General features: G+C 62.5%; 19 protein-coding genes. 12 read left to right on the plus strand and 7 right to left on the minus strand.

Annotation, left to right across the window (positions count from 1 at the left end; genetic code table 11):
- Positions 1-195: 195 nt before the first annotated feature.
- Positions 196-1,122, plus strand: coding sequence for a peptidylprolyl isomerase (locus AC1RQ5_RS05335; protein ID WP_493197454.1), 927 nt, complete (start codon positions 196-198; stop codon positions 1,120-1,122).
- A 265-nt stretch (positions 1,123-1,387) separates the two neighbouring features.
- On the opposite strand, the gene AC1RQ5_RS05340 is transcribed toward AC1RQ5_RS05335, so the two are convergent.
- Both AC1RQ5_RS05340 and AC1RQ5_RS05345 read right to left on the minus strand, forming a co-directional pair.
- Positions 1,388-2,350: an acetyl-CoA carboxylase carboxyltransferase subunit alpha gene (locus tag AC1RQ5_RS05340; protein WP_398481619.1), complete on the minus strand. Its 963-nt coding sequence runs from the start codon at positions 2,348-2,350 to the stop codon at positions 1,388-1,390.
- 215 nt (positions 2,351-2,565) lie between these two features.
- The gene (locus AC1RQ5_RS05345; RefSeq protein WP_493197456.1) at positions 2,566-3,267 is read right to left on the minus strand and encodes a DedA family protein; all 702 of its coding nucleotides are present in this window, start codon (positions 3,265-3,267) and stop codon (positions 2,566-2,568) included.
- A 247-nt stretch (positions 3,268-3,514) separates the two neighbouring features.
- Here AC1RQ5_RS05345 and cobS point away from each other — a divergent pair, with 247 nt between their 5' ends.
- The 4 genes from cobS (at position 3,515) to AC1RQ5_RS05365 (ending at position 8,212) form a co-directional block, all read left to right on the plus strand.
- Entirely contained in the window at positions 3,515-4,525 is a 1,011-nt protein-coding gene (gene cobS / locus AC1RQ5_RS05350; RefSeq protein WP_493197458.1) for a cobaltochelatase subunit CobS, read from the plus strand.
- Between the two features lie 51 nt (positions 4,526-4,576).
- Positions 4,577-5,083, plus strand: coding sequence for a DUF29 domain-containing protein (locus AC1RQ5_RS05355; protein ID WP_493197460.1), 507 nt, complete (start codon positions 4,577-4,579; stop codon positions 5,081-5,083).
- Between the two features lie 27 nt (positions 5,084-5,110).
- Positions 5,111-7,012 carry a cobaltochelatase subunit CobT gene (cobT, locus tag AC1RQ5_RS05360; RefSeq protein ID WP_493197462.1) on the plus strand — a complete coding sequence of 634 codons (1,902 nt, stop codon included), beginning with the start codon at positions 5,111-5,113 and terminating at the stop codon, positions 7,010-7,012.
- A gap of 156 nt (positions 7,013-7,168) precedes the next feature.
- Positions 7,169-8,212, plus strand: coding sequence for an esterase-like activity of phytase family protein (locus AC1RQ5_RS05365; protein ID WP_493197464.1), 1,044 nt, complete (start codon positions 7,169-7,171; stop codon positions 8,210-8,212).
- 224 nt (positions 8,213-8,436) lie between these two features.
- On the opposite strand, the gene AC1RQ5_RS05370 is transcribed toward AC1RQ5_RS05365, so the two are convergent.
- From AC1RQ5_RS05370 to AC1RQ5_RS05380, 3 genes are all read right to left on the minus strand, one after another.
- Entirely contained in the window at positions 8,437-11,100 is a 2,664-nt protein-coding gene (locus AC1RQ5_RS05370; RefSeq protein WP_398483632.1) for a bifunctional diguanylate cyclase/phosphodiesterase, read from the minus strand.
- Between the two features lie 413 nt (positions 11,101-11,513).
- Positions 11,514-13,001 carry a sensor domain-containing diguanylate cyclase gene (locus tag AC1RQ5_RS05375; protein WP_493197466.1) on the minus strand — a complete coding sequence of 496 codons (1,488 nt, stop codon included), beginning with the start codon at positions 12,999-13,001 and terminating at the stop codon, positions 11,514-11,516.
- Between the two features lie 187 nt (positions 13,002-13,188).
- On the minus strand, positions 13,189-13,878 hold the full coding sequence (locus tag AC1RQ5_RS05380; protein ID WP_493197468.1) for an SDR family NAD(P)-dependent oxidoreductase: 690 nt from the start codon (positions 13,876-13,878) through the stop codon (positions 13,189-13,191).
- A 252-nt stretch (positions 13,879-14,130) separates the two neighbouring features.
- On the opposite strand from AC1RQ5_RS05380, the gene AC1RQ5_RS05385 reads away from it, so the two are divergent.
- Together AC1RQ5_RS05385 and AC1RQ5_RS05390 are read left to right on the plus strand one after the other, a co-directional pair.
- Complete coding sequence (locus tag AC1RQ5_RS05385) at positions 14,131-15,042, plus strand: AraC family transcriptional regulator (protein ID WP_398483626.1); 912 nt, start codon at positions 14,131-14,133, stop codon at positions 15,040-15,042.
- 184 nt (positions 15,043-15,226) lie between these two features.
- Positions 15,227-15,859: an HAD-IA family hydrolase gene (locus AC1RQ5_RS05390; protein WP_493197469.1), complete on the plus strand. Its 633-nt coding sequence runs from the start codon at positions 15,227-15,229 to the stop codon at positions 15,857-15,859.
- A gap of 246 nt (positions 15,860-16,105) precedes the next feature.
- On the opposite strand, the gene AC1RQ5_RS05395 is transcribed toward AC1RQ5_RS05390, so the two are convergent.
- Positions 16,106-16,432: a PepSY domain-containing protein gene (locus tag AC1RQ5_RS05395; RefSeq protein ID WP_493197471.1), complete on the minus strand. Its 327-nt coding sequence runs from the start codon at positions 16,430-16,432 to the stop codon at positions 16,106-16,108.
- Positions 16,433-16,880: 448 nt separating this feature from the next.
- On the opposite strand from AC1RQ5_RS05395, the gene AC1RQ5_RS05400 reads away from it, so the two are divergent.
- The 3 genes from AC1RQ5_RS05400 (at position 16,881) to AC1RQ5_RS05410 (ending at position 19,821) form a co-directional block, all read left to right on the plus strand.
- Positions 16,881-17,279 (plus strand): hypothetical protein, encoded by a 399-nt coding sequence (locus AC1RQ5_RS05400; protein WP_493197473.1) that lies wholly within the window; start codon positions 16,881-16,883, stop codon positions 17,277-17,279.
- Positions 17,280-17,321: 42 nt separating this feature from the next.
- A complete protein-coding gene (locus AC1RQ5_RS05405) occupies positions 17,322-18,773 on the plus strand; it encodes a KAP family P-loop NTPase fold protein (RefSeq protein WP_493197475.1) in 1,452 nt (483 codons plus the stop codon).
- A gap of 166 nt (positions 18,774-18,939) precedes the next feature.
- Positions 18,940-19,821, plus strand: coding sequence for an AlbA family DNA-binding domain-containing protein (locus AC1RQ5_RS05410; protein ID WP_493197477.1), 882 nt, complete (start codon positions 18,940-18,942; stop codon positions 19,819-19,821).
- 484 nt (positions 19,822-20,305) lie between these two features.
- Here the strand turns inward: AC1RQ5_RS05410 and rpmB are convergent, their stop codons facing one another.
- Positions 20,306-20,605: a 50S ribosomal protein L28 gene (gene rpmB / locus AC1RQ5_RS05415; protein ID WP_398483611.1), complete on the minus strand. Its 300-nt coding sequence runs from the start codon at positions 20,603-20,605 to the stop codon at positions 20,306-20,308.
- 412 nt (positions 20,606-21,017) lie between these two features.
- Between rpmB and AC1RQ5_RS05420 the strand changes: the two genes are divergently transcribed.
- Together AC1RQ5_RS05420 and AC1RQ5_RS05425 are read left to right on the plus strand one after the other, a co-directional pair.
- Positions 21,018-21,887, plus strand: coding sequence for a DUF3108 domain-containing protein (locus tag AC1RQ5_RS05420; RefSeq protein ID WP_493197478.1), 870 nt, complete (start codon positions 21,018-21,020; stop codon positions 21,885-21,887).
- A 490-nt stretch (positions 21,888-22,377) separates the two neighbouring features.
- Positions 22,378-25,761, plus strand: coding sequence for a helicase-related protein (locus AC1RQ5_RS05425; protein ID WP_493197480.1), 3,384 nt, complete (start codon positions 22,378-22,380; stop codon positions 25,759-25,761).
- Positions 25,762-25,867: the final 106 nt, after the last annotated feature.

The following is a 25,867-nucleotide window of genomic DNA, read 5'->3' on the forward strand; positions in this document are numbered from 1 at the left end:
GGCCACGGCGCAGCCGAAATCGCACCTTCGCCACCGGCCCGGTCGGGGAGAGATATGGGGCGTGTGGGGGGATGTCAACGGCGGCAACCTGTCAAGGATTTCATGATTTTGACAGAGTTTTCGCGTTGCCAAGTTGAGTTGTTTGGGAGAGTGTCCCGCCGTCCCAACAGGCACCTTCAGATTGAGGAATTTCCGATGACCTTCGTACCGCCCGCTAAGAAGCTGGGCCAGCGCCCCGGCCTGACCCTGGCCTCGCTCACCGGCGCTGTTGCGGTGGCGTTCCTGTCCAGTTTCCCGGTTTACGCGCAGGACGCGAACCCGGTTCTGGCCAAGGTCAACGGCCAGGAAATCCGCCAGAGCGACGTGGCCATCGCCGAAGAAGAGCTCGGGCCGAGCCTCGCCCAGATGGATCCGGCGTCCCGCAAGGACAACGTCCTGTCGTTCCTGATCGACATGAAGATCGTCGCCAAGGCCGCCGAGGACAAGAAGGTCGCCGATCGCGAGGAGTTCAAGTCGAAGCTGGCTTTCGCCCGCAACCGCCTGCTGATGGACAGCCTGCTCGGTTCGGAAGGCAAGGAATCGCTGACCGACGCCAATATGAAGAAAGTCTATGAGGACGCCGCCAAGCAGATCTCCGGCGAGCAGGAAGTCCACGCCCGCCACATCCTGGTGGAGAGCGAGGACGAGGCCAAGAAGATCGCCGAGGAACTGAAGAAGGGCGCCAATTTCGCCGAGCTGGCGAAGAAGTCGTCGAAGGATCCGGGTGCTGCCGATGGCGGCGATCTCGGTTTCTTCACCAAGGACCAGATGGTTCCGGAATTCTCCAAGGTCGCGTTCGAACTGGAGCCGGGCAAGATCTCGGACCCGGTGAAGTCGCAGTTCGGCTGGCACATCATCAAGGTCGAGGAAAAGCGCAACCGCCAGGCGCCGAGCTTCGATCAGGTGAAGCCGCAGATCGAGCAGTATGTGGTCCGCAAGGCCCAGGCCGATTACGTCACCAAGCTGCGTGAGGCCGCGAAGGTGGAGCGTCTGGATCAGGCGGCAGCGACGCCGGCTGCCCCGGCCGCCAAGGATGCGCCGAAGCCGGCCGATACCAAGATGGCGCCTCCGGCGAAGAAGTAAGAGTGGCGTGACTGCTGCTGAAACGCGAAAGCCCGCCGAAAGGCGGGCTTTTTGCTGGTTGCGTGAATGAAAAAGGCCGTCGGAAGCAGCCTGCTGCCATCCTTCGAGACGCGCGCAAGAGCGCGCTCCTCAGGATGAGGGAAGAGTATGGCGCTTTAGAAGACCCTCATGGTGAGGAGCCCGCGAAGCGGGCGTCTCGAACCATGCAGGCCCAGCACTATCCTCTTCCGCGCTGATAGCCTTGCCCTTGCAGGAGGTTGGGATCTCAGCCGATCTTCCGGCCGATATCCAGAAACTTCTGCCGGCGCTGTTGGCGCACAGCCGCAGCATCCATGCCGCTCAGATCCTTTAGTGCCTGGGCGATCGCATCGCCCGTCGTGGCAATCATCGCCGCGGGATCGCGATGCGCGCCACCTGCGGGCTCCTTGAGCACCTGATCGATCACACCAAACCGCAGCAGGTCCTGCGCGGTGATCTTCATATTGGTCGCAGCTTCCTGGGCTTTCGATGAATCGCGCCACAGGATCGAGGATGCCGCTTCCGGCGAGATCACGCTGTAGATCGCGTGTTCGAGCATCAGCACCTTGTTGGCGGTGGCAATCGCAATCGCGCCACCCGAACCGCCTTCACCGATGATGACGGCGACATTCGGCACGCCAAGACCAAGGCAGGCATCGGTGGAGCGCGCGATGGCTTCCGCCTGGCCGCGCTCTTCCGCCCCGATGCCGGGATAGGCGCCGGCGGTGTCCACCAGCGACAGCACGGGCAGGCCGAAGCGGTCAGCCATTTCCATCAGGCGCACCGCCTTGCGGTAGCCTTCCGGGCGCGCCATGCCGAAATTGTGCTTGAGGCGGGTCTCGGTGGTGGAGCCCTTTTCCTGGCCGAGCACGCACACGCTCTCGCCGCGAAAACGGCCGAAGCCGGCGACCAGTGCCTCGTCCTCGCCGAACTTGCGGTCGCCGGCGAGCGGGGTGAATTCGGTGATCAGCGAGTCGATGTAATTGAAGCAATGCGGGCGCTGCGGATGGCGCGCGACCTGGGTCTTCTGCCACGGCGTCAGATTCGCATAGAGCTCATGAAGGGCCGCGACCGCCTTGTCCTCGATGCGGACGATCTCCTCGCCGATATCGCTGCCGCCGGCGGCGAGCACGCGCAATTCGTCGATCTTGGAATCAAGCTCGGCGACCGGCTTTTCAAAGTCGAGATAGCTGCGCATGGGATCGGTCATTCATCGAATATGGGGAGGAGACACGGCGGGCGAAACTGCCGTGGCAGGCTTTTCGGGTGAAACCATGGCCGGAGTCAAGCGAACAGGGTTTCTTTTCGTTGATAAATCAAAGGGTTGATTTTTCGTAAGCGGGCGGCAGCGACGCTCTGACACCTCTCCCCGCCGGGGAGAGGTCGTCCGGCGTAGCGCAGGGAAGCCGGGCGGGTGAGGGGGCTTCACTCCGGCCGAGCGTGTAGCGCCCCCTCACCCGTCTCGCTGCGCGTGCCGACCTCTCCCCGGCGGTGAGAGGTGACCGAGCGCCGTCGCCACCACCAGCCAGCGATGCCGACTGCCACCGCCAGCACCACAACCACCAACACGCTGTAATGCTTGGCCTTGTGCTCGAGCCCGGCGAGGCCGCCAAAATGTTCGAGCAGCGAGACGGCAAAGGCCGCCGGCAGGACATGCGCGGGCGCCCAGATCAGCGCCGCCGGAATGTTAACCGGGAAGAACTTGGCTGGCGCCATCGCCAGCGCGCCGGCGGTGACGGGCACGAAAGCGCGGATCGGCGGCACAAAGCGGCCGAGGAACACCGCCCATACGCCAAAACGGTCGAAGAAGGTTTCGCTCTGCGCAACGACGCCGGGATAGTTCTTCAGCGGCCAGGCCTGCAGCAGCGCGCGTTGCCGCACATGCCCCGTCCAATAAGCGCCGCCGTCGCCGAGAATGGCGCCGAGCATCGCCGCCGCCAGCACGGCGAACAGGTTGAGATCGCCGGCCGGGATCAGCGCCGACAGTGCCAGAATCAGCGTCGTACCGGGAATGAAGGTGCCGAGCACTGGAACGGCTTCGAGCAATGCCGCCAGAAACACGGTGAGATAGCCGAGCCAGGCATGGGCAGCGACGAATTGTGTGATGGCTTCGATAGTATGGTGCACGACTGTCCGATCTGCCTGCGCGGCTGCAGGATACCTCAACGAATTCCGGCCTTTCGAGCATCGCCCGATTCGCAGGGCAGGGCTCCAAAAACCGTCATGACAACCTATCTATATGATTACATTTTGGAACTTTGACGTTCCCTTGGGCTTTGTCCGGCCGCGGCTCTCTGCTACGTTCCCGCAAAGCACCCCATCCGTAGCCAAACTGAAAGACTGGTTTCGGCATTCCCGGGACCACGGAGGATCGATGACCGCCGCCATGACGAAAGCGCAAGAACAGTCCGCAGAAGCGTTGACCGGCATTCCCGACATCAAGGTGTCGGTGCGCAAGGTTTTCGGTATCGATTCCGATCTCGAAGTGCCTGCCTTCTCCAAGACCGATCCGCATGTGCCGGACAGCGATCCGGATTACCGCTTCGACCGCGCCACCACGCTGGCCATTCTCGCCGGCTTCGCCCGCAACCGCCGCGTGATGGTCACCGGCTTCCACGGCACCGGCAAGTCGACCCATATCGAGCAGGTCGCCGCCCGCCTCAACTGGCCCTGCGTGCGCGTCAATCTCGACAGCCACATCAGCCGCATCGACCTCGTCGGCAAGGACTCCATCGTGGTCCGCGACGGCAAGCAGGTCACCGAATTCCGTGACGGCATCCTGCCGTGGGCGCTGCAGCACAATGTCGCGCTGGTGTTCGACGAATACGATGCCGGCCGCCCGGACGTGATGTTCGTGATCCAGCGCGTGCTGGAAGTCGCCGGCCGCCTGACGCTGCTCGACCAGAACAAGGTCATCAAGCCGCATCCGGCCTTCCGCCTGTTCGCCACCGCCAACACGGTCGGCCTCGGTGACACGTCAGGTCTCTATCACGGCACCCAGCAGATCAATCAGGGCCAGATGGACCGCTGGTCGATCGTCACCACGCTCAACTATCTCGCCCATGACGAGGAAGTCGAGATCGTGCTGGCCAAGGCCAAGCACTATCAGACCACCGAGGGCAAGGACATCGTCAACAAGATGGTGCGCCTCGCCGACCTCACGCGTAACGCCTTCGCCAATGGCGATCTCTCCACGGTGATGAGCCCGCGCACGGTGATCACCTGGGCGGAAAATTCCGACATCTTCGGCGATATCGGCTTCGCCTTCCGCGTGACGTTCCTCAACAAGTGCGACGAACTCGAGCGCCCGCTGGTCGCCGAATTCTATCAGCGCTGCTTCAACGCGGAGCTCCCGGAGAGCTCGGTGAATGTGGCGCTGACATAAGTGCTTCCGGGTGGGGCACCGCTCCACCCGTCGATCCCATAGCGAGGCGCGATGAGCACGACGACCAAGTCGAAACTCCGCTCGACGTCGAACCAAGGTTCGGCCGCTTCCATTCGCTATGGTGACGACATTTTCGGTTGGGTGCAGCAGCAGGTCGAATTGCTGCGCGCCGGCCGGCTCACCGAAATCGACGCGGGCAACATCGCTGAGGAGTTGTCGGACGTGGGGGGCGAGCAATACGACAAGTTGGAAAGTTCTATCCGTGTGATCCTGCATCATCTTTTGAAATGGGATCATCAACCCGAGCGACGCTCGCGAAGCTGGGTGCTTTCTATTGCTGAACATCGTCGCCGTGTGCTTCGCGTGCTTAAGAAGAATCCGAGCCTCAAATCCAGCCTCGATGAGGCGGTCGATGAGGCTTATGACGACGCCAAAGGTGATGCCTTGCGTGAAACGGCCCTTCTCGGTGACGCGTTTCCGCGGGTGTGCCCCTATGACTGGTCTATGATCATGACAAGTGTTGTCGAGGTTGACGGCACACGATCGCCCCAAGAATAATCTGCCGCTGGAGCGCTGGCTTTCTCGATGACCACGACCCCTTCCAAACAATTTCGCACCGGTGCCAAGGAAGCGCCGACCGAGCCGTTCAAGCGTTCGGTCGCCTCCGCCCTTCGCGCGCTGGCCAAGACACCCGAGCTGGAAGTCACTTACGCCGCCGAGAAGCCCGGCCTTGCGCCCGGCAAGGCGCGGCTGCCGGAACCGGCGCGCAAGCTGAGCAAGCGTGACGCCGCCATCGTGCGCGGTCATGCCGACTCCATCGCGCTGAAACTCGCCTGTCACGATCCGAAAGTTCACCGCAAGCTGATGCCCGGCAATCCGCAGGCGCGCTCGGTGTTCGAGGCGGTCGAACAGGCGCGGGTCGAGGCGATCGGGTCGCGCCGCATGGCCGGCGTCGCCAAGAATCTCGGCGCCATGCTGGAAGACCATTTCCACCGCGGCAAGTTCGACGAGATCACCGACCGCGCCGATGCGCCGCTGGCCGATGCGCTGGCCATGCTGGTGCGCGAGCGCCTCACCGGCCTCGCGCCGCCCGCGGCGGCGCAGAAGGTGGTCGATCTCTGGCGCCCCATTCTCGAACAGAAGATCGGCCAGCGGCTCGACCAGCTCTCGGACATCACCGAGAACCAGGCCAAGTTCGGCGACGCCATTCACAGCCTGCTGTCTGATCTCGAACTTGGCGATGACCGCGATGCTCAGCCCGATGACGAGGAGAGCGAGGACGACGAGCGCCAGGGCGAGAACAACCAGGACGGCGCCGAAGGCTCGCCGGAAAGCGACGCCGCGCAGGAAATGAGCGCGGACCAGGCGCAGCAGTCATCGGAGGAGATGACCGACAGCGCCATGGAAAGCGCACAGGCGTCGGCCTCGGACACCTTCGACGAAGACGGCGAGATGGGCGACGAGGACACGCCCGGCGAAGCCACGCGTCCGAATTCGCGCGGCGCCAATGAGCGTCTCGGTCCCGAATATCACGCCTTCGCGCCGAAATTCGACGAGGTCATCGCCGCTGAAGACCTCTGCGATCACGACGAACTGGAGCGTCTGCGCGCCTATCTCGACAAGCAGCTCGCGCATCTGCAGGGCGTCGTCGCGCGCCTCGCCAATCGCCTGCAGCGCAAATTGATGGCGCAGCAGAACCGCGCCTGGGACTTCGACCTCGAGGAAGGCATCCTCGATCCCGCGCGTCTGTCGCGCGTGGTCACCGATCCGTTCTCGCCGCTGTCCTTCATGCATGAGAAGGAAGCGACGTTCCGCGATACGGTCGTCACGCTGCTGCTCGACAATTCCGGCTCGATGCGCGGCCGTCCGGTCACCGTCGCCGCCACCTGCGCCGATATTCTCGCGCGCACGCTGGAGCGCTGCGGCGTCAAGGTCGAGATTTTGGGCTTCACCACGCGCGCCTGGAAGGGCGGGCAGTCGCGCGAGGCGTGGCTCGCCGCCGGCAAGCCGGCCAATCCCGGTCGCCTCAACGATCTCCGCCACATCATCTACAAGTCGGCCGATGCGCCCTGGCGTCGTGCGCGCAAGAATCTCGGCCTGATGATGCGCGAGGGGCTCCTCAAGGAGAACATCGACGGCGAGGCGCTTGATTGGGCGCATAAGCGCCTGCTGGGTCGTCCCGAGCAGCGCAAGATCCTGATGATGATCTCCGACGGCGCACCGGTGGATGACTCCACATTGTCGGTGAACCCCGGCAATTATCTGGAGCGCCATCTCCGCCATATCATCGAGGAGATCGAGACCCGCTCCCCGGTGGAGCTGATCGCCATCGGCATCGGCCACGACGTCACGCGCTACTATCGTCGCGCCGTGACCATCGTGGATGCCGAGGAACTCGGCGGCGCCATCACCGAGAAGCTGGCAGAGCTGTTCAGCGAGACGAATGGTCCCGCGCCAAGCCATGGCCGGCGGCGTAAGGTGCATTGACGCCATGCACCTCTCTGCCCTCAGCATGCTCCGCCCTCATCCTGAGGAGCCGCGACGCGGCGTCGCGAAGGATGTGCCCCACATTCATGGTTCGAGACGCGCGCCCTTGGCGCGCTCCTCACCATGAGGGTGGTGTTGGCTGTGGGTTGAACGAGCATGCTCACCCGCCGCTCCATCCTTGCCTCGCTCGCCGCCACCGCGGCGTGGCCGGCACTGGCCCGCGCCCAATCCGTCCCCGTGCCCGCGCCGGCGTCTGCCCGGGCCGCCGAGACCATCACCATCGATGCCCGGCCCGTCCCGGCCTTCGATACCCGCGATCCCCAGCAGACACGCTTCGGCGCGCTGCAATATCGCAGCGGCCTCATTCTCACCTCGACGTTCCGCGATTTCGGTGGTGTCTCCGCGTTGCGGCTCGATGACAAAGGCGAGCGCTTTGTCGCGCTGAGCGACAAGGGCATGTGGTTCACCGGGCGGATCGCCTATGGCGGCGCCATCATGACAGGCGTCGTCGATGCCGAAGCCGCACCCATTCTCGGCAGCGACGGCAAGCCGCTCGAAGCCCGCGGCTGGTACGACTCTGAATCCCTCGCGCTGGAAGACGGCATCGCCTATGTCGGCTTCGAGCGCGTGCATCAGATCGTCAAATTCGATTTCGGCCGCGATGGCGTGCTCGCGCGCGGCGACGTGATTCCGCAGCCGGCCGGCATGCGCAAACTCCCAGACAACAAGAGCCTTGAATCGCTAGTCCTCGTCTCCAAGGAGAAGTTCAGGTCCTCTCCGCTGGCCGGCATGCTGCTGGCGATTTCCGAACGCGGCCTTGATGCCGCCGGCAACATTCAATGCTGGATCATCGGCGGCAAGGCGCCGGCCACCTTCGGCATTCGCCGCACGCTGAAATACGACATCAGCGATGCCGCGCAGTTGCCGTCCGGGGATCTCTTGCTGCTGGAGCGCAAATTCTCGCTGTTCGGCGACACCGGCATCCGCATCCGCCGCATTCCGCTGGCACAGGTGATGCCGAATGCGGTGGTCGATGGCCCGACGATGTTCGAGGCCGATCTCGGCCATGAGATCGATAATTTCGAAGGTATCGATACCCATGTCACCGAGAGCGGCGAGACGGTGATCACGCTGATCTCGGATAATAATTTTTCGATGCTGCAGCGGACATTGCTGATGCAGTTCACGCTGGTGGAGTGAGGCTCGGCGTCGATTGGCAACGGCTGCGTTTGCAGCGCCCCTATCCCCGGCCCTTCCCCGCAAGGGGGAAGGGGGCACTGCGGGCGGTGCTTTTGGCTTAAATGTTCATAACCAAACTCGAGTTCGAGCAGAGCAATGGAGCTCAGACCTCTTCTCCCTTCCCCCTTGCGGGGAAGGGCCGGGGATGGGGGTCCCCAAGCTCCCAAGCAAACTGGAAGAGCGCGCTACGCCGCAGCTCCGGCCCGCGCCGTTCCACGCCCCAGCAATTCCCGCACGTCCTTCGCCGGCTTCGGCTTGCTGAACAGATAGCCCTGCATTTCCGTGCAGCCCAAAGCGCGCAGCAATTCCTTTTGCGGCAGGGTCTCGACGCCTTCTGCGGTGGTCGTCATCTGCCGTGACGCCGCGATATTCACCACCGCCTGCACGATCGACGACGATCCATGGGCATCGGCGATATCGGTGACAAAGCTGCGGTCGATCTTGATCTTGTCGAACGGGAAACGCTGCAGATAGCTCAGGCTGGAATAGCCGGTGCCGAAATCGTCCAGCGCGATGCGGACGCCGATCTCGCGCAGGTCCTGCATGATCCCGAGTGCCGTCTCGTCGTCGCGGATCAGCACGGCTTCGGTGATTTCCAGCTCCAGCCGCCGTGCCGGCAGGCCCGAGGCGGCGAGGGCCGACGCCACCTTCAGCGGCAGCGATGCGCCGCGGAACTGCGCCGGCGAGACATTGATGGCGATGCGAATATCATCCGGCCAGTTCGTCGCTTCCTGGCATGCGGTCGCAAGCACCCATTCGCCGAGCTGGCTGATGACGCCGATCTCCTCGGCCACCGGAATGAAATCGGCCGGCGAGATCATGCCGCGCTCCGGATGATGCCAGCGCAGCAGCGCCTCGCAGCCGACCACGCTGTCGTCGCGCAGGTTCAGCAGCGGCTGGTAATAGACCTCGAAGCCGCCCGCTTCGAAGCCGCCATCGGCGATGGCCTCGCGCAGGTCGAGCTCCAGCATGCGCCGCGCCTTGGCCTTGGCATTCATCTGCGGTTCGAAGAAGCGGAAGGTGCGGCGACCTTCGGCCTTGGCGCCATACATTGCGAGATCGGCATTCTTCAGCAGTTCGTCGAGATCGGTGCCGTCGCGGGGCGCCATGGCGATGCCGATGGACGCATCGGTGAGCAGGCGGTGGCCGAGGCATTCATGGGGTTCGCGGATCGCGGTATAGATGCGCCCGACTAGGTCGGTGATGTCGGAATGGGCGCTGACATTGGTCTGCACGATGGCGAATTCGTCGCCGCCGAGCCGGGCCACCACATCGGAGCCGCGCACGCAAAGCCGCAGCCGGCGCGCGATTTCCTTCAGCAACTCGTCGCCCACGGGATGGCCGAGCGAATCATTGATGCTCTTGAATTCGTCGATGTCGATATAGAGCACCGCGCATTGCGCGCCGCGGCTGACGCGTTTCAGCTCGCGTTCGAGTTCGTTGCGGAACAGCGTGCGGTTCGGCAGGTCCGTCAGCGCGTCGTAATGGGCGAGATGCGCGATGCGCTCTTCGGCTTCGCGCCGTTCGGTGATGTCTTCATGGGTCGCCACCCAGCCGCCATCGGCCACCGGCTGCGACAGGATCTGGATCGAGCGACCGTCGGAGGTCTGCATGAATTGCGTATGCGAGCGACCGACATCGCGCATGATCGCATCGACATAGGCGTCGATATCGCCGACAAAGGAGCCTGTCTCCTTGCGATGGGCGATCACCTCGCGGAACGACAGGCCGGGTACGATCACATCGCTCGACAGGTGATACATATCGAGATAGCGCTGATTGCAGACCACGATGCGTGCATCGGCATCGAACAGCAGCAGGCCCTGCGTCATGTTGTTGATGGCGGTCGCCAGCCGGTTCTTCTCCAGCGTCAATTCACGCTGTGCGTTCTCGCTTTGCCGGCGGATATGCCGGATGATGAGGAAGAGAAAGCCCGTCAGCAGCAGGGTCGAGCCTGTCGCGAGGAAGATCAGGAACTTGGTCTGGCTACGCCAGTCTGCCAGCACGCCCTCGACGGATGACGTGGCGATCAGCGCGATGGGAAATTCCTTCAGCAGCCGCATGGCGCCAATGCGGTCGGTGTTGTCGATCGGGCTCACGGTGCGGATGGTCACCGGATCGCTGCTGTAGCGCAGATGTTCCAGCAGCGGGCTGCCGGAGAATCTGCGCCCGATCGCATGATCGGCTTTCGGATAGCGCGCCAGCAATGTGCCGTCGCGATGGAACATGGACACGGTGGCGTTGTCGCCGAGCGAGACCGAGGCGAAGAATTTCTCCATATGTACGGGTTCGATGCCGCGGGTGATCACCCCGAAGAATTCGCCGCGCGGGCCGTTGATGCGGCGCGCGAACACGGTCTTCCACTTTCCGGTGAGCTTGCTCAACACCGGCCGCACGATTTCTTCGTCGCGGAAGCTCTGCGCCTTGATGATCTCGAAATAATCACGGTCGGCCATGCTGGCATCTGGCGGTGGCCAGGAGCCCGACCAGTTGATCAAGTGTCCCTTGGCGTCGATCACCGTCAGCTCGCCGGCGAATTCGTCGTCGAGTTTCGACTTCAGCATCAGATGCGCTTCGAAGCCCGAGAGCGCGTTGGCGAAGCTCTCCGGCGTCATGATGCCGTCAGTCATCAGTTGCGCGCGCATGCCCTTCTGGATGCGCTGCAGCTCCTGGAACTGCTGGTCGAAATGGTTCTGCAGCAGCAGCACGGTATTTTCGAGTTCGCGCTTGCTGTTATCGAGGGCACGTTGGCGGAAACTGTTCACGGTCATCGTGGTGCCGATGACGATGGCGATGACCAGCAGCGCGCCAGCCACGATCAGCGAACGCACCACGCCGCGTCGCGGCATCGCGCCACGAACGCCCGGCACGAACGGTGTGTTACGCGCGTCCTCCACTTGTCCCCCAGGCTGCAAACCCATGCCCTCACCCTTATGAGGATATGGATACCCTCCCAGAAGTAGCAGCGAGGTTAGGAAGTCAGGTGAATGAGGAGTTAATTACAACCGTAAAGAAGTGGCGGTTGGCAGCCTCTGCGTCTTTCCAGGCCGACAGGGCTATTGCTCGTGGCGGAGCGCCGATGACGATCGTGCTCGGCCTCCATGGTTCGAGACGCCCGCTTCGCGGGTTCCTCACCATGAGGGTCTTCTGCGGAGCCACACTCTTCCCTCATCCTGAGGAGCGGCCTTCATGGGCCGCGTCTCGAAGGATGGCCGTAAAATACCTCTCGCACTTGATAGGCAACAGCCCTGACACAGCGGAACTAGGCCGCGAGGCTGCTGCGTGCGCTGCCGGGATAGGTCTGGTTGCGGCCCAGTGACTTGGCGGCGTAGAGCGCCGTGTCGGCCTTGTTGATGAGTTCCATCATCGAATTCTGCGCGGATGGCACCAGGCATGCCGCGCCGACGCTGATGGTGGTGGGCGTCATGCCCTCGCGCTCGATGCTGCCGATTTCGCGGCGGATGCGCTCGCCGAGCTCGATCGCATCATGCAGCGACAGGCCGGGCAGGATCAGCGCAAATTCCTCGCCACCATAGCGCGCGGCGCAATCGCTGGCGCGCTTGCCGTGGCGGGCGATGCTCCAGGCGATGCCGCACAGGACGAGGTCGCCGGCCTGGTGGCCGTAGCGATCATTGAAGGCCTTGAAGTGATCGGCATCGATCATCAGCAGCGAGATCGGTTGCTGCGCGCGGTTGGCGCGCTGCCATTCCTTCTCGATCACGATGTCGAAGCGGCGGCGATTGGCCAGGCCGGTGAGACCGTCGGTCATGGCGAGGCGCGCCATTTCGTCTTCCATGGCGGCGCGCTTCTTCATCTCGCGCGCCAGCACCAGCATCAGCATGCTGGCGATCAAAGCGAGTGCGCCCATGGCGCCGCCGATCTGCATCGCCTCCTTGCGCCACTGGCCGAAGATGACATCGGTGGAACGGCCGACCATCACGAACAGCGGATGCGAACTGTCGCGCCAGACATAGAGGCGCGAGACGCCATCACTGGCGGCTTCGCCGAGATGGCTGCCGGAGAAAAATGCCAGCGCGCGCTGCACCGCCGGCAACCGGCTGAGATCGCGGCCGATCAGAGTCCTGTCGAAGGGCGAGCGTGCGATCAGCACGCCGTCCTGCCGCAGCACCGAGATCATGTCGCTCCGCTCCAGCTGCAGGCGCGCGACGATCTCGTCGAAATAGCTGTAATGGATGAAGCCGGTGACGACGCCGAGAAACTGGCCGTCACGCGCGGCGATGCGGCGGCTCAGCACGATGCCATAGGCGCCGTTATGCTGCATCGGCCGCGAGATATAGAGGCCGAACAGCGGGTCGCGCTGATGGGTGGTGAAGAACTCCGCATCGGCGAAGTTCTGCGGCTGCGGGTCGAGCGTGGTGGAATCCAGCGTGACATTGCCGCCGGCATCCAGCACCTGGATATTGCCGAAATGGCGCGCGGTGGCGGCATAGTCGAACAGCACCATCTGCCGCACATTGCGTGACACCTCGACCAGCTCGGGCGAGGTCATGTTGTTGGCGACGTTGCGCATCGACATGTCATAGAGTTCGAGATTGCGCGCGATCTCGGCATCGATGGAGGAGGCGAGGTTGCCGAGGGTCTGCTGCGCCAGCTTCTCGTCGCCGCGCCGCATGGTGAGCAGCACGCTGCCGCAGATCAGCGAAAAGCCGACCACGATCGTCACCGCCGCGGCCACCAGCCAGCGCGGAGAAAGTCGCCATGTCGGTTTGATGTCTGTGTTCGCAATCATCGTCGGGCAAAGGGATGCTATTACAATCGCCCCTCCTTTAGCACCCGACTGTGTATTTATTTGACACCAGCGCGACAGCGCACAGCCAGTTGGCGGCAATTTACCGGCGGCAGTTAACGCTCGGTGAAAACGCGGTACGCGATTGTGGGCAGGCGGAACTCTGCAGCCGCCTGCCGCACAAATCCGCTCACCCGGCGGCCATCAGCGGTGCGTGCCTGGTCTCGCTGGCGAGATCCGCCGCCAGCCGGGCCACCGCATCCGGCGTCGCGCGCCGGGGCAGCGCCACGAATTGCCGGCTGCGCGCAGCGCCGTCCAGCACGTCGATCTCCGCCGGCTCCTGCGGCCCCAATGCGCCCGGCGCAATGGCATGCACCCGGATATTGCGGCCACCGAACGCGCGGGCGAGGCCGACGGTCAGCGTATCCACCGCCATGTCCGGTGGAGCCTCGGGGGCGAGGTCGCAGCGGGCGAGGGTGGTGAGATTGATGATGGCGCCGCCATCCGGGCCGAACAGCCGCACCGCCTCCTGGCTCATCAGCATGGCGCCGAACAGATGGGTCTCGTCGCTCTGGCGGGTGTCGTTGACCAGGATGTCGAGCCCGCCGAAGGTCGCGACGGTGTCGGCGAACAGCCGCCGCACGTCCGGCCAGTGGGCGACGTCGCCCTGCACGGCCATGGCGCAGCCGCCGCGCCAGATGATGTCGGCCACCAGCCGTGATGCGCCGTCGTGATCGTCCTTGTGGCTGACCACCACGCAGGCGCCCTCGGCGGCGAGCCGGCGGGCGATCGCGGCACCGATGCCGCTCCCTGCATGCGTGACGAGCGCAACCTGTCCTGCCAATCGTGTCATGGCATGATCCCTGTCTTTGATATCCACGCGGCTATCGCGTGAAGAATGTCGGTGAGAGAGAAGAGGCGGCGTCACCGCGATCCGGGGGCCCTCGGGCAACCCGGCGATCACCGGTCTGGCGCATCTCCCTTATCGCAAATCGCCGCGGTGCAGCGTTAGGCCGATCCTGCGGATGTCATGCACGATCCTGCAAATGTGATCGCCCCGCCATTCCCCTGCCGCACCGCCGTTGCTAGATCCAACCCGGCCCAAAAGGCCAGCACCATGAGGGGTTTGTCCATGCTCGACCGGATTGCCGAATTCCGCGACATCATTGCCCGGAACGCCACGGAGGATATGGCGACCCCGATCCGCGGCCTGTTCCTGAAGCGCCAGACCGCCCCCACCGAGCTGACCCACTCCGCCCAGTCGCCCTGTTTCGGCCTGGTGATGCAGGGCCGCAAGCGGCTCACCCTCGGCAACGAGGCCCATGAATATGGCGTCGGCGACTATCTTCTGGTCTCCCACGACCTGCCGGTGTCGTCCTGCGTCGTCGATGCCTCCGAGGCGGAGCCGCATCTCGGCCTCGGCCTGATCATCGATCCGCGCCAGCTGCATGACGTGCTGGCGCGTTTCGGCAACGGCTTTACCCAGCCCGCCGCCTCCGTGCCCGAGCGCGGCCTTGCCGTGGCGCGGGCCTCCGACGACCTGCTCGACGCAGCACTCCGCCTGGCGCGCCTGCTCGATCGTCCGCAGGACATCCCGGTGATGGCGCCGCTGCTGGAGCAGGAGGTGCTGTATCGCCTGCTGGTCGGCCCCTATGGCGCCCGGCTGCGCCAGATCGCGCTGGCCGAGAGCCCGAGCAACAAGGTCGCCCGCGCCATCGCCTGGCTGCGTGAAAACTACACGCGCCCGCTCCGCATCGAGGATCTCGCCGACAATGTCGGCATGAGCGAGAGTTCGCTGCATCATAATTTCAAGACCGTCACCGCGATGACGCCGATGCAGTATCAGAAGCAGCTCCGCCTGGTGGAGGCGCGCCGTCTGATGCTGGTGGAGCGCCTCGATGTCGGCAGCGCCGGATACGCGGTCGGCTATCAGAGCCCGTCGCAATTCTCCCGCGAATATGCGCGCCTCTATGGTGCGTCGCCGCTGCGCGATCTCGGCCCCCGCAGCGGCATGGCCGTGCTGGAGCAGCGCGCGGCGGAGTAGCGTCGTTCCTAACCTCGCCCCGCTTGCGGGGAGAGGTCGTCCGGCGTAGCGAAGCGGAGCCGGGCGGGTGAGGGGGCTCTCCGCCGGCTCGGAGCAAGCGGAGAGCCCCCTCACCCCGCCTCTCCCCGCATGCGGGGAGAGGAGCCCACGACCGGCACAGCAAAAATAACCACCAGGAAACCCCATGATCTCTGCAGTGATCTTCGATTTCGGCGGCGTCATCACCTCATCGCCGTTCGAGGCCTTTGCGCATTACGAACAGAGCCACGGCCTGCCCGCGGACATCATCCGCCGCACCAATGCGCAGAACCATCATGAGAATGCCTGGGCGAAATTCGAGCGCGCCGAGATCGATCTCGATGCCTTCGACACGCTGTTCGCCACCGAATCCAGAGCCCTCGGCGCCGAAGTCCGCGGCCGCGAGGTGGTGAAGCTGCTGAAGGGCGAGATCCGCCCGGAGATGGTGGACGCGCTCCGCCGCATCAAGGCGCAGTTCAAGACCGGCTGCATCACCAACAACCTGCCGGCCAACGCGATGGGCTCGACGGATGGCCGTGCGCTCTATGTGGCGGAGGTGATGGTGCTGTTCGATCACGTCATCGAAAGCGCCAAGATCGGATTGCGAAAACCCGATCCGCGCATCTACACGATGATGACGGACAAGCTCGGTGTCGATCCGAAGACTTGCGTTTATCTCGACGACCTCGGCGTCAACCTCAAGCCCGCCCGCGAGCTGGGCATGACGACGATCAAGGTGACGGGAGCAGCACAAGCACTGACCGAGCTGGAAGCCGCGACGGGATTGAAGTTGCGCTAGCGCGGACAGCAGTGTCCCCTCCCTCAAGCGGCGCAGCCGCGCAGCGGGGAGGGTCAGGGTGGGGTGCTTCCCCAAACTCTGACGTCACGTGGGGAGAGACCCCACCCCCGCCTATCGGCGGACCCTCCCCGCTGCGCTTCGCTTGGGGGAGGGAGTCCATCAGCTTCGGCGTTTGAACCACTCCCAAGCAAAAAGAAAACGGCGCGCCTTCCAGCGCGCCGCTCTCGCCTCACTCTCCCACCCGCATCAGATAATCGAGCGATCCACGTTGCGCACTTCACCGGTGCGCGCGTCGATATCGACCTCGATCCATTTGCCATAGCGGTCGCGGCCCTTGATCTCCCATTCGTCGCCGTCGAAATGGGTGTCCTTCACCTCGACCACGCCAATGCCATAGGCGACCTGCACCGCCTGTTCGACCGTCAGCGGCCCGGCCGGCATCACCGGCACGGCGACGCCGACGCGTGGCGCGCGATCGCGCACATAGACATCGGCCGCCATGGCCGGCACCGCGGCGCTGAGCGCGCCGGCAGCCAGCATCGGAAGCAGGGCTTTTCGCAGGGTCTGTTGCATCGGATTGCTCCTTCTTGAATGCATAGTCATTCGTCTGTCCGACGAAGTGCGCTGCACAAGGCAAGCGCTCCGGGAATACGAACGCGGACCGTGGCTGGGTGTTCCGCGGGAAATTAGGGCGATTTCGGGGAGTTTGTAACGAAAAAGCGCCGAACAGCTCGCCCCTCCCTGCCGTCGGCTTTTCTCAGCCCCAGACTATATGCAAGGACTGCAATAGCGCTTGTGTGTGACGCAGCCCCACATAGCGTTTTTTGCTTCATGTAGGGTAGCAATACAGTGATAGAGAAGCAGTTGAGCGGTTTCGCTTGTGAAAATGTTGCGCTCCCGCTCTCTTTCTTGATCTCGAATTGCTTTGTGAGCGTATCCAGCGGAAGCCAGTATTCCTTGCCGGTTTGAGCAAGCGCGGCACAAGCCGGGAAGCAATGTTCGCAAATGGGGGGAACGTTAGATGGACTTCGCAGGAGCGCTGGCTTCGGCCGCTACAGCGCTGAACATAGTCAAGCAGCTAAACGAGCTCGACAAGAGCCTAAGCGAGAGCGAATTAAAGGCGAAGATTGCGTCACTGTACGTCAATTTGGCTGACCTCAAGATGGCACTGTCTGACGCCCAGCAGGAGATTCATTCAAAGGATCGCGAGATCGCAGAGCTCAAGAAGCGGTCGATCCAACAGAAGTCAATGATCGAGACTGCAGGCTTTCAATATGAAGAGGTTGACGGGAAGCCTCAGGGGCTTCCGTTCTGCCCTGCTTGTCTTGTCGATGGTGTGCAGATCCGCCCAGCGCAGACATTGCACGCGTTCACGTGTCCACGTTGTCGAGCCGTCTACTCGCGCCTGCGCTCCTTTTGACCGCAGCCGAAATTGTGCGCACTCCAATCTTTTTGAGGACTCATGACCATCGCGCCTTGGACGGGTGATCTGCTCGACCGCGAGAAAGACGCTAATTTTCTTCAGTACTTTCTGGCAAAAAAAACCGAAGAACTGCGCTCAGCCGACAAACAAAAATCATACGTGCTGAATCTAGACGCTGGCTGGGGGGTGGGAAAAACCTATTTCCTCACCAATTTTCGCGATCAGTTGCGAGCGGCTGACTACCTAGTAGCTTACGTTGACGCGTGGGCTGACGACCACGCAGAGGATCCCCTAATCGCCGTGATGTCTGCTATTTACAAGGGCATTGACGGCGACAAGAAACTCAAACCGGCTATCCGTAAATCGGCCAAAACCTTGATGGAAATCACGGGAAAAGTCGTAAGCTCCAGCGCAAAGGGAGCTGCGAGGCAATTTGGCCATCGCATACTCGGTGAAGATGCAGTCGAGCAATTGACAGAGCTAGTCGGTGCAGAGCTGGCGAAGGGTGCAACTGCAGCAACGGAAAAAAGTTTAGAGTTTGCGATAGATGCAAGCGGCAAGGCCATGGTGGAGCGCTTCAAGCAAAGCCAAAAATCAATCGCAGATTTCAAAAATAAATTGAAGTCGGTGTTATCTGAGTTGGAAGGCGGAAGAAAATTGCCTCTGTTCGTTTTGGTTGACGAACTTGATCGCTGCCGACCGACGTGCGCTGTCCTATTGCTCGAACGCATCAAGCACCTGTTTGACTTGCCCGGCATTGTCTTTGTTATGGCCACTAATACTGAGCAATTGCAGCACTCGGTCGGCGCCCTTTACGGCGCAGCCTTTGACAGCCAGCGCTATCTCTACCGGTTCTTCGATCAGACATATCGTTTCGAAGAGCCGCAACGCATGGCCCTAGTGACGAGCTTGCTAGATCCAGCTTCGATTGAAAAGCTTTCGGCAGTCCCTTACACAGGGGCTACTGAGTTTATCGCGGAGGCATTCGACGCATGCGCGATGCCGCCGCGTGATATTGAGCAATGTATTGAGATACTGAATAACTGCATCACGGCATGGAACCAAAAGCAGCCGTTAAACCTGCTAGTTCTTCTTCCGTTAGTGATTGCACAGCACAAACGTTTACATATTGATTTCTCGCGATCGCTTCAGGAAACGCTTGACCGCTCTTTAGGTCAAAGAAACCTCTCGTCATTGGTTGTTGATCTCGCTTACCAGCGGCGCCGTCCCGACGAGGTGCCTCGCGCTGGGCTATGGGATCTTTTTTATCGTTTCGCCGAACACGGAGCCCGCGGCTACGAAGAATTGATTTACGCTGACATGAACAGCCTAAACGCCGCAGCCCGTTTCGTGATCACCACGTTGCGCAATGAGGCAAAGTCGAGGGCAGAAAACGGCAACGTCAACCCAAGCCCTAGCCTAGTTCTCTCCTACCCTGCTCTAGTTCGCACGGTGGGACGACTCGTCCCGCGAACCTTCCTCGCGGGATGAGATGACCGCTGATCAAGAGCGCGGTGCTGCGCTAAGGCAGCACCCGGCGGTGGCACCGCGTCACCCGCTCTCGCAGCTCGTCCCGATAGGTGATGAAGTTAAAGTTCTTGTCTCGGTCCGAAACGGCTCATGGAAAACTCACACTAGATGAACGAGTGATAGCGCAATGACTGAAGAAGAACTTTTTAGGTTCGTTAGCACGCGGCAGCAGGAAGACGTTGCGATCGAATATAAGGAAAGCAATTCTCTGAATTTCAAAGATCGCACATCGATACGCAACACCGGAACGACCGTAGGTCAAAAGCACCACACGGAGTTTTCAAAAGATGTTGCTGCAATGGCTAATGCGGAGGGCGGCACGATATATGTAGGTGTTGAAGCGGACGCCGATGGTTTTCCAACCGGGATTGACGGGGGGGTCGACACCAGCGCAGGAATAAACGCGGACGGTCTTGAGCAGCTTTTGCTAGCAAACATCCATCCTAAGATAGAAACTATTTCGATTGTACCTATTCCCCTTTTCTCGAAAGGCGCTAATCGATTTGCATTCAAGATCGTGGTAGGCAAAGCGCAAGCGCACGCGCCCCATCAATCGAATGATTTTCGTTATCATCGCAGGCACCAGCGTACTACGCTCGCAATGCTGGATAACGAGGTTCGCGATGCAATGAAGAGGTCGATCGACTCTGCTCGCCAGTATGGTGCCGCTTGGAATCTGCAAGTTGAGCTATCTAGACTAAGGTCGGCGGTATTTCTTCGATCGAAACAGCCCGATACGGTCGTAGATCGTAAAAGTCTCCTGATTTCTGTTTCCAATGACCTTAGATCTGCTGGTGACGCCATGATTTTGTTGCCCAAACCATTCCGGACTAAGGCGGCTGAGGTGATTCAAGCGGTCGATCAATACAATTCCGCAGTAGAAACTATCGACCCGATGCTGGGCGGAAACATAGGCAATAGTCACTTGAAAAAAACGTTAGCGACCATTCTGGACACAGTGGAACCCTTGAGATCTGCTGTCTCCGATTTCGTGGATCGCCATAGCTAGTCCCGCGCCAGTGAATCCGTTACCGCCTAAGAATGATCACTGTCTGGATGCAGAGCCGATATCACCGAATTGACAGCGGGGTTTGTGCCGATTTCTTCCGTGTTCAACCCTGCAGAAACAACGACTGAGCCGGTGACGAATGCGCCGAATACCAACGGCAGAGGAGCGCCTTGCGCTGTCACTTTTTCTGCACTGCCGAACAGACAGCACCCGTTACGCTCCTGCTGCGCGCTGCCTCCCGACAGTGGGGGCGTGGGCAACAGCACCTGCGCGACACCGCGGAGCGTGATCGCTGTACGTGTTGGCTCTGCAAGTTGAAGTAGTTTTCGCTGCGATGAGCGGATTTAGAACTCGATCTGGAGTCAAAACCCAATAACAAAAACGGCCGGATCTCGCGATCCGGCCGTTTTGTTATTCCTCTACGAAGCCGCGCCATCACAGCGCGCCGTCCTTCAGCCCAGGCAGCTCACGCCGCCCTCAGGCCTCAGGCAGCCTTGGCTTCCGTGGTCTTCTTCTTTTCGATGGCGCGCTTGAGCAGCACAGCCTTGGCGGAGAGCTCGCTCTCCTTGGCCGCGATCAGGTAAGCGTCGAAACCACCGCGGTGGTCCACCGACTTCACGGCATTGGCCGACACGCGCAGGCGAATGCCGCGGCCGAGCACGTCCGAGATGAAGGTCACATTGACCAGGTTCGGCAGAAACCGGCGCTTGGTCTTGATGTTCGAATGGCTCACCTTGTGGCCGACCTGCGGGCCCTTCAGTGTCAGTTCACAACGCCGGGACATGGCGAAAATCCTCTGTCATCCCCGCCTGCGACCATCAGGCCGGGCAGGGGTTCAAAAATCACGTCCATTTCAGGAGCCGCGGACGTATAGGGTTTGGAGCTGCAAACGTCAAGACGAGTCACACCAATGACATGGACCAAAAGACTTGGCACGCACGCCACGGATTGGGATGACACCCGCCGGAACCGGCCCGCTTTGCAAGGGGCCGCGCTGGCAACGCCCCGCTATAGCCGGTCTCGGCGGCGGATACCACAGCGAAGTGGTTGGAAACGCGCCTGGTTCCCATCATATAAAGGACGTATTCCAGCCGGACACGCATAGACATGCTTCGCCCATGCGCAGTGGCGCACCGAGCCGTATTCATATGCCGCGCCACCGGCCCCGGATGACGAGACGTGAGGTAAGACAGAACGTGCGTTGCCCCGGCCCCCGCAAAACCGCTTTTCGATCAGGCTTCGCGCTGTGGCTTTTGGCCGGGCTGTGCGCCATAGGCGCGCTCGCCGATAGCCGGCCGGCCGCGGCGCAGGGCAAGGTCGAGGCCAAATATGAAGCCAGCCTCGCGGGGATTCCCGTCGGCCGCGGCACCTGGGCCATCGACATCACCGAGGACCAATACAGCGCGGCGGCGACCGGCGGCACTGCGGGGCTGCTGAAGGCGTTTTCCGGCGGGTCGGGCTTCGGCCAGGCGCAGGGGCGCGTGGTCGCGGGCCAGCTCGGCCCCACCAATTATGCCGCCACCACCACCTCGGCGAAGAAGTCCGAGGCGATCAAGATGCAGATCGCGCTCGGCTATGTGAAAGAGTTTTCCATCGAGCCGGAGCTGTCGGACGATCCCGAGCGCATCCCGGTCACCGATGCGCATCGCCGCAATGTGATCGATCCGATGACGGGCTCGCTGCTGTCCGTGCCCGGCACCGGCAATCTGCTGGCGCCGGATTCGTGCCGCACCGGCACGTCGATCTTCGACGGCCGCATGCGCTATGACATCAAGCTCGATTACAAGCGGATGGAGCAGGTGAAGGCCGAGAAGGGCTATCACGGCCCGGCGATCGTCTGCGCCGTCTATTTCACGCCGATTGCCGGCTATGTGCCGGACCGCGCCGCCATCAAATATCTCGCCGCCCAGCGCAACATGGAAGCCTGGCTGGTGCCGATCGCCGGCACCCGGATTCTGGTGCCCTATCGCGTGACGATCCCGACCCCGCTCGGCCAGGCCATGCTGGAGGCGACGGAGTTCGTGACCACCGCCGCGCCGGCCAAGGCGGCGGCGAAGACGAATTGAGGAATGGTCGTAGGATGGGTTGAGCGGCGGCCGCAGGCCGACGCGACAACCCATCGGCGGAGCCAGCCGCGAGGTTTGAATGATGGGTTTTCGCTCCGCTCAACCCATCCTACGGCGCTGCCTCCGTGTTGCCACAAGACATGCGCGCAAACCCGCGCGGCAGACGCCCGGGTCTTGCGGCAAACCAGCGGCGGCAGAGGCAAACCAGCGGCCGTCTTGCGGCATCACGGCGGCACCGCGCCTGTTGACTCTTTTGCCGATCGGAGTCCGTCGGACTTAGCTTTGTCCACAAGGATTCACAGGCCTTGTTGCCCCGTCACAAACTTGATCTAGTGAGGACATTCGACACGCGCCGCGACATCTTGGGGCTGGGGCGCGGGTGAAGGTGTCGAGTCACCGATTCGGGCCGGTTTCGTTCCGGAGTCGTTCCGATCGCTGCTTTTTCAGCCCCTTGCCTTGACAGAAGGCCACGCGGAAATACTTGAAAATCATGGCCTTTTCCTCCCCGCCCGGCAATGGCCGCGCGCCCGGCGCCGGCGTCACCGCCGTCCTCGGCCCCACCAATACCGGCAAGACCCATCTCGCCATCGAGCGGATGCTCGCGCATTCCTCTGGAATCATTGGCCTTCCGCTCCGCCTCCTGGCCCGCGAGGTCTATAACAAGATCCTCGCCCGCGTTGGCCCGGAGGCGGTAGCCCTCGTCACCGGCGAAGAGAAGATAAAGCCGTCAAAACCACGCTATTGGGTATCCACCGTGGAGGCGATGCCACGAGATCTTGATGTCTCGTTCCTGGCCGTGGACGAAATCCAGATCGCCGCCGACCTCGAACGCGGCCATGTCTTCACCGACCGCATCCTGAATCGCCGCGGCCGCGACGAGACCCTGCTGCTCGGCGCCGCCACCATGCGGCCGATCGTCGAGAAATTGCTCCCTGGAATCAACGTGGTAACCCGCCCGCGGCTGTCCACGCTGGAATTCGCCGGCGACCGCAAGATCACCCGCCAGCCCCGCCGCACCGCCATTGTCGCGTTTTCCGCCGACGAAGTTTATGCCATCGCCGAACTGATCAAGCGCCAGCACGGCGGCGCCGCAGTCGTCCTCGGAAGTCTTTCTCCGCGCACGCGAAATGCGCAGGTGGAGATGTTTCAGACCGGCGATGTGGACTATCTCGTCGCCACCGATGCGGTCGGCATGGGCCTCAATCTCGATGTCGATCACGTCGCGTTTGCCTCCGACCGCAAATATGATGGCTACCAGTTCCGCCGCCTCACGCCCTCGGAGTTTTCCCAAATCGCCGGCCGCGCCGGCCGCGCGACGCGCAATGGCACCTTCGGCACCACCGGCCGCTGCGAGCCGTTCGAGCCCGAGCTCGTCAACCAGCTGCAGAACCACATCTTCGAACCCGTGAAAGTGCTGCAGTGGCGCAATTCCAGGCTGGATTTCACGTCGATTGCAGCCTTGCAGGTCTCGCTCGCCGAAACACCGCGCCATGAATCACTGACACGTGCGCCAATTGCGGAAGACCTCCGCGTGCTCGATCACGCCGCCCGCGATCCCGACGTGCGCGAGATGGCGCAGGGCAAGGACGCGGTCGAGAAATTGTGGGACGCCTGCCAGATTCCTGATTACCGCCGTGTCGCGCCCGCCGCGCATGCGGAGCTGGTGGTGACGATCTTCAACTTTCTGATGAAGCGCGGCCGCATCCCGGATGCCTGGTTCGGCGCCCAGATCGCGCAGGCGGATCGGACCGACGGCGATATCGACACGTTATCGGGCCGGATTGCGCAGATTCGTACCTGGACCTTTGTGGCAAATCGTCCTGATTGGCTCGCAGATGCCGAACATTGGCAGGGAATCTCCCGTGAATTGGAAAATAAACTGTCAGATGCCCTTCATGAGAGGCTTACAGAGCGTTTCGTTGATCGTCGTACCAGTGTATTGATGCGCCGCTTGCGGGAAAACACGATGCTGAATACTGAAATTGGTAAGACGGGCGAAGTTGTTGTCGAGGGCCACACGATTGGCCGGCTCGATGGTTTTACATTCTTGCCCGATGCGGCCGAAGCCGGCTCCGATGCGAAGGCCTTGCAGGCCGCGGCATCGAAGGCGCTGGCCGGCGAGATCGACGCGCGCGCGGAGAAACTCTCCAATGCGCCGGACGATCAGCTCGTGCTCACATCCGACGGCACGCTGCGCTGGACCGGCGATGCGGTGGCCAAGCTGGTCGCAGCCGATGACGTGCTGCATCCGCGCCTCCGCATCATCGCCGACGAGCGCCTCACGGGCGCGCCGCGCGATGCCGTGCAGGCCCGTCTCGATCTGTATTTGAAGACGCATATCGAAAAGCTGCTCGCGCCGCTGTTCGAGCTCGCAAAGGCCGAGGACGTCACCGGAATTGCCCGCGGCATCGCCTTCCAGCTCAACGAAGCGCTGGGTGTGCTGGAGCGGCAGAAGATCGCGACCGAGATGAAGGATCTCGATCAGCCGTCGCGTGCCGTGCTACGCAAATATGGCGTGCGCTTCGGCGCCTATCACATCTATTTCCCGAATCTGCTGAAGCCGGCCGCGCGTTCGCTGGCGGCGCTGCTGTGGGCGCTCAAGCAGGACAATGTCGATATGTCCGCGCTGTCCAGCGCGCAGCATCTCGCAGGCTCCGGCCGCACCTCGTTCCCGGTCGATAAGGAGCTCGGCCGCGATGCCTATCGCGTGCTCGGCTATCGCCATGCCGGCGAGCGCGCCGTGCGCGTCGATATTCTCGAACGTCTGGCCGATCTGATCCGTCCTGCTCTGTCGTGGCGCGAGAATTCGCCGGGCGACAAGCCGGCGGGCGCCTATGACGGCCGCAGCTTCACCGTGACCCAGGCGATGACCTCGCTGACCGGTTCGGCCGGTGAAGACTTTGCCTCGATCCTGCGTGCGCTCGGTTATCGCATGGAGAAGAAGCCGGCATTGCCGCCAGCACCGCCGAAGCCGCTGGCTGCGACGACGCCGATCGAAGCTGCGACGGCTGATGCAGCCGTCGAAGCGCCGACGGCTGCGCCCGTGGCCGATGCTGCGCAGGGTGATGTTGCTCCGGAAGCGGCGGCAACTGAAGCCGTTGCTGCTGAGCCCGTTGCTCAGACTGAAGTCACCGAAACTCCGGTGACTGAGGACGCACCCGCACCGTCGTCAGCCTCGCTGCTGCCGGATGTGTCGCCGGTGGCAAGCGAGCCTGTCGTTGAAGCGCCCGCGGAAGCGGCGACTGAAGAAGCTGCGCAGGTTGAAGCCGCGACGTCGGAGTCGGCCCCCACCGAGACTGCGACGGTTGATGCAGAAGCGCCCGCGACGGAAGCCGCTGCACCTGCCGAGCCCGAAATGGTCGAAGTCTGGCGTCCCGGTGGCCGTTCGGATGAACGCCGTCCGCCGCGCCATGACCGTAATCGCAATCAGCACCGCCGCGACAACAATGCCGGCCAGGCTGCGGCTCCGGCCGGGCAGGCCGAAGGCGCAGTCGCCGACGGCAACCGCGGCAATCGTCCCGATCGCAACAATGGCGGCCGTCGCGACCGCGATGGCGATCGTGGTGGTAACAAGGATTTCCGCCGTCCGCGCACCGATGCGCCGGCCGGTGGCGCCCCGAATCGCGAAGCCCGCGGCGATCGCAACGACAAGGGCGGCAGTCGTCCGCCGCGCGACCAGCGTTTCGGCGGCGGCAAGGGCAAGTTCGGCGACAAGGGCCGCGAAGGTGGTCGTGACCGCGATCGCAGCGGTGGCGGCGCCACGCGTCCGTTCGCAACGAGTGCCGCACCGCGCGAGCGAGGCGGTGCCATCGATCCGAATTCGCCATTCGCGAAGCTCGCAGCGCTCAAGGAGCAGCTGGGCAGCAAGGAATAAGATTTCGTCCGAGTTCCGTCGCCATCCTTCGAGACGCACGCCTGCGGCGTGCTCCTCAGGATGAGGGGGAGAGTGGAAGCGGGTGGCAGTGTCCATCTCAGACCCT

The sequence above is a fragment of the Tardiphaga sp. GW821-FHT12E02 genome, from assembly GCF_058807155.1.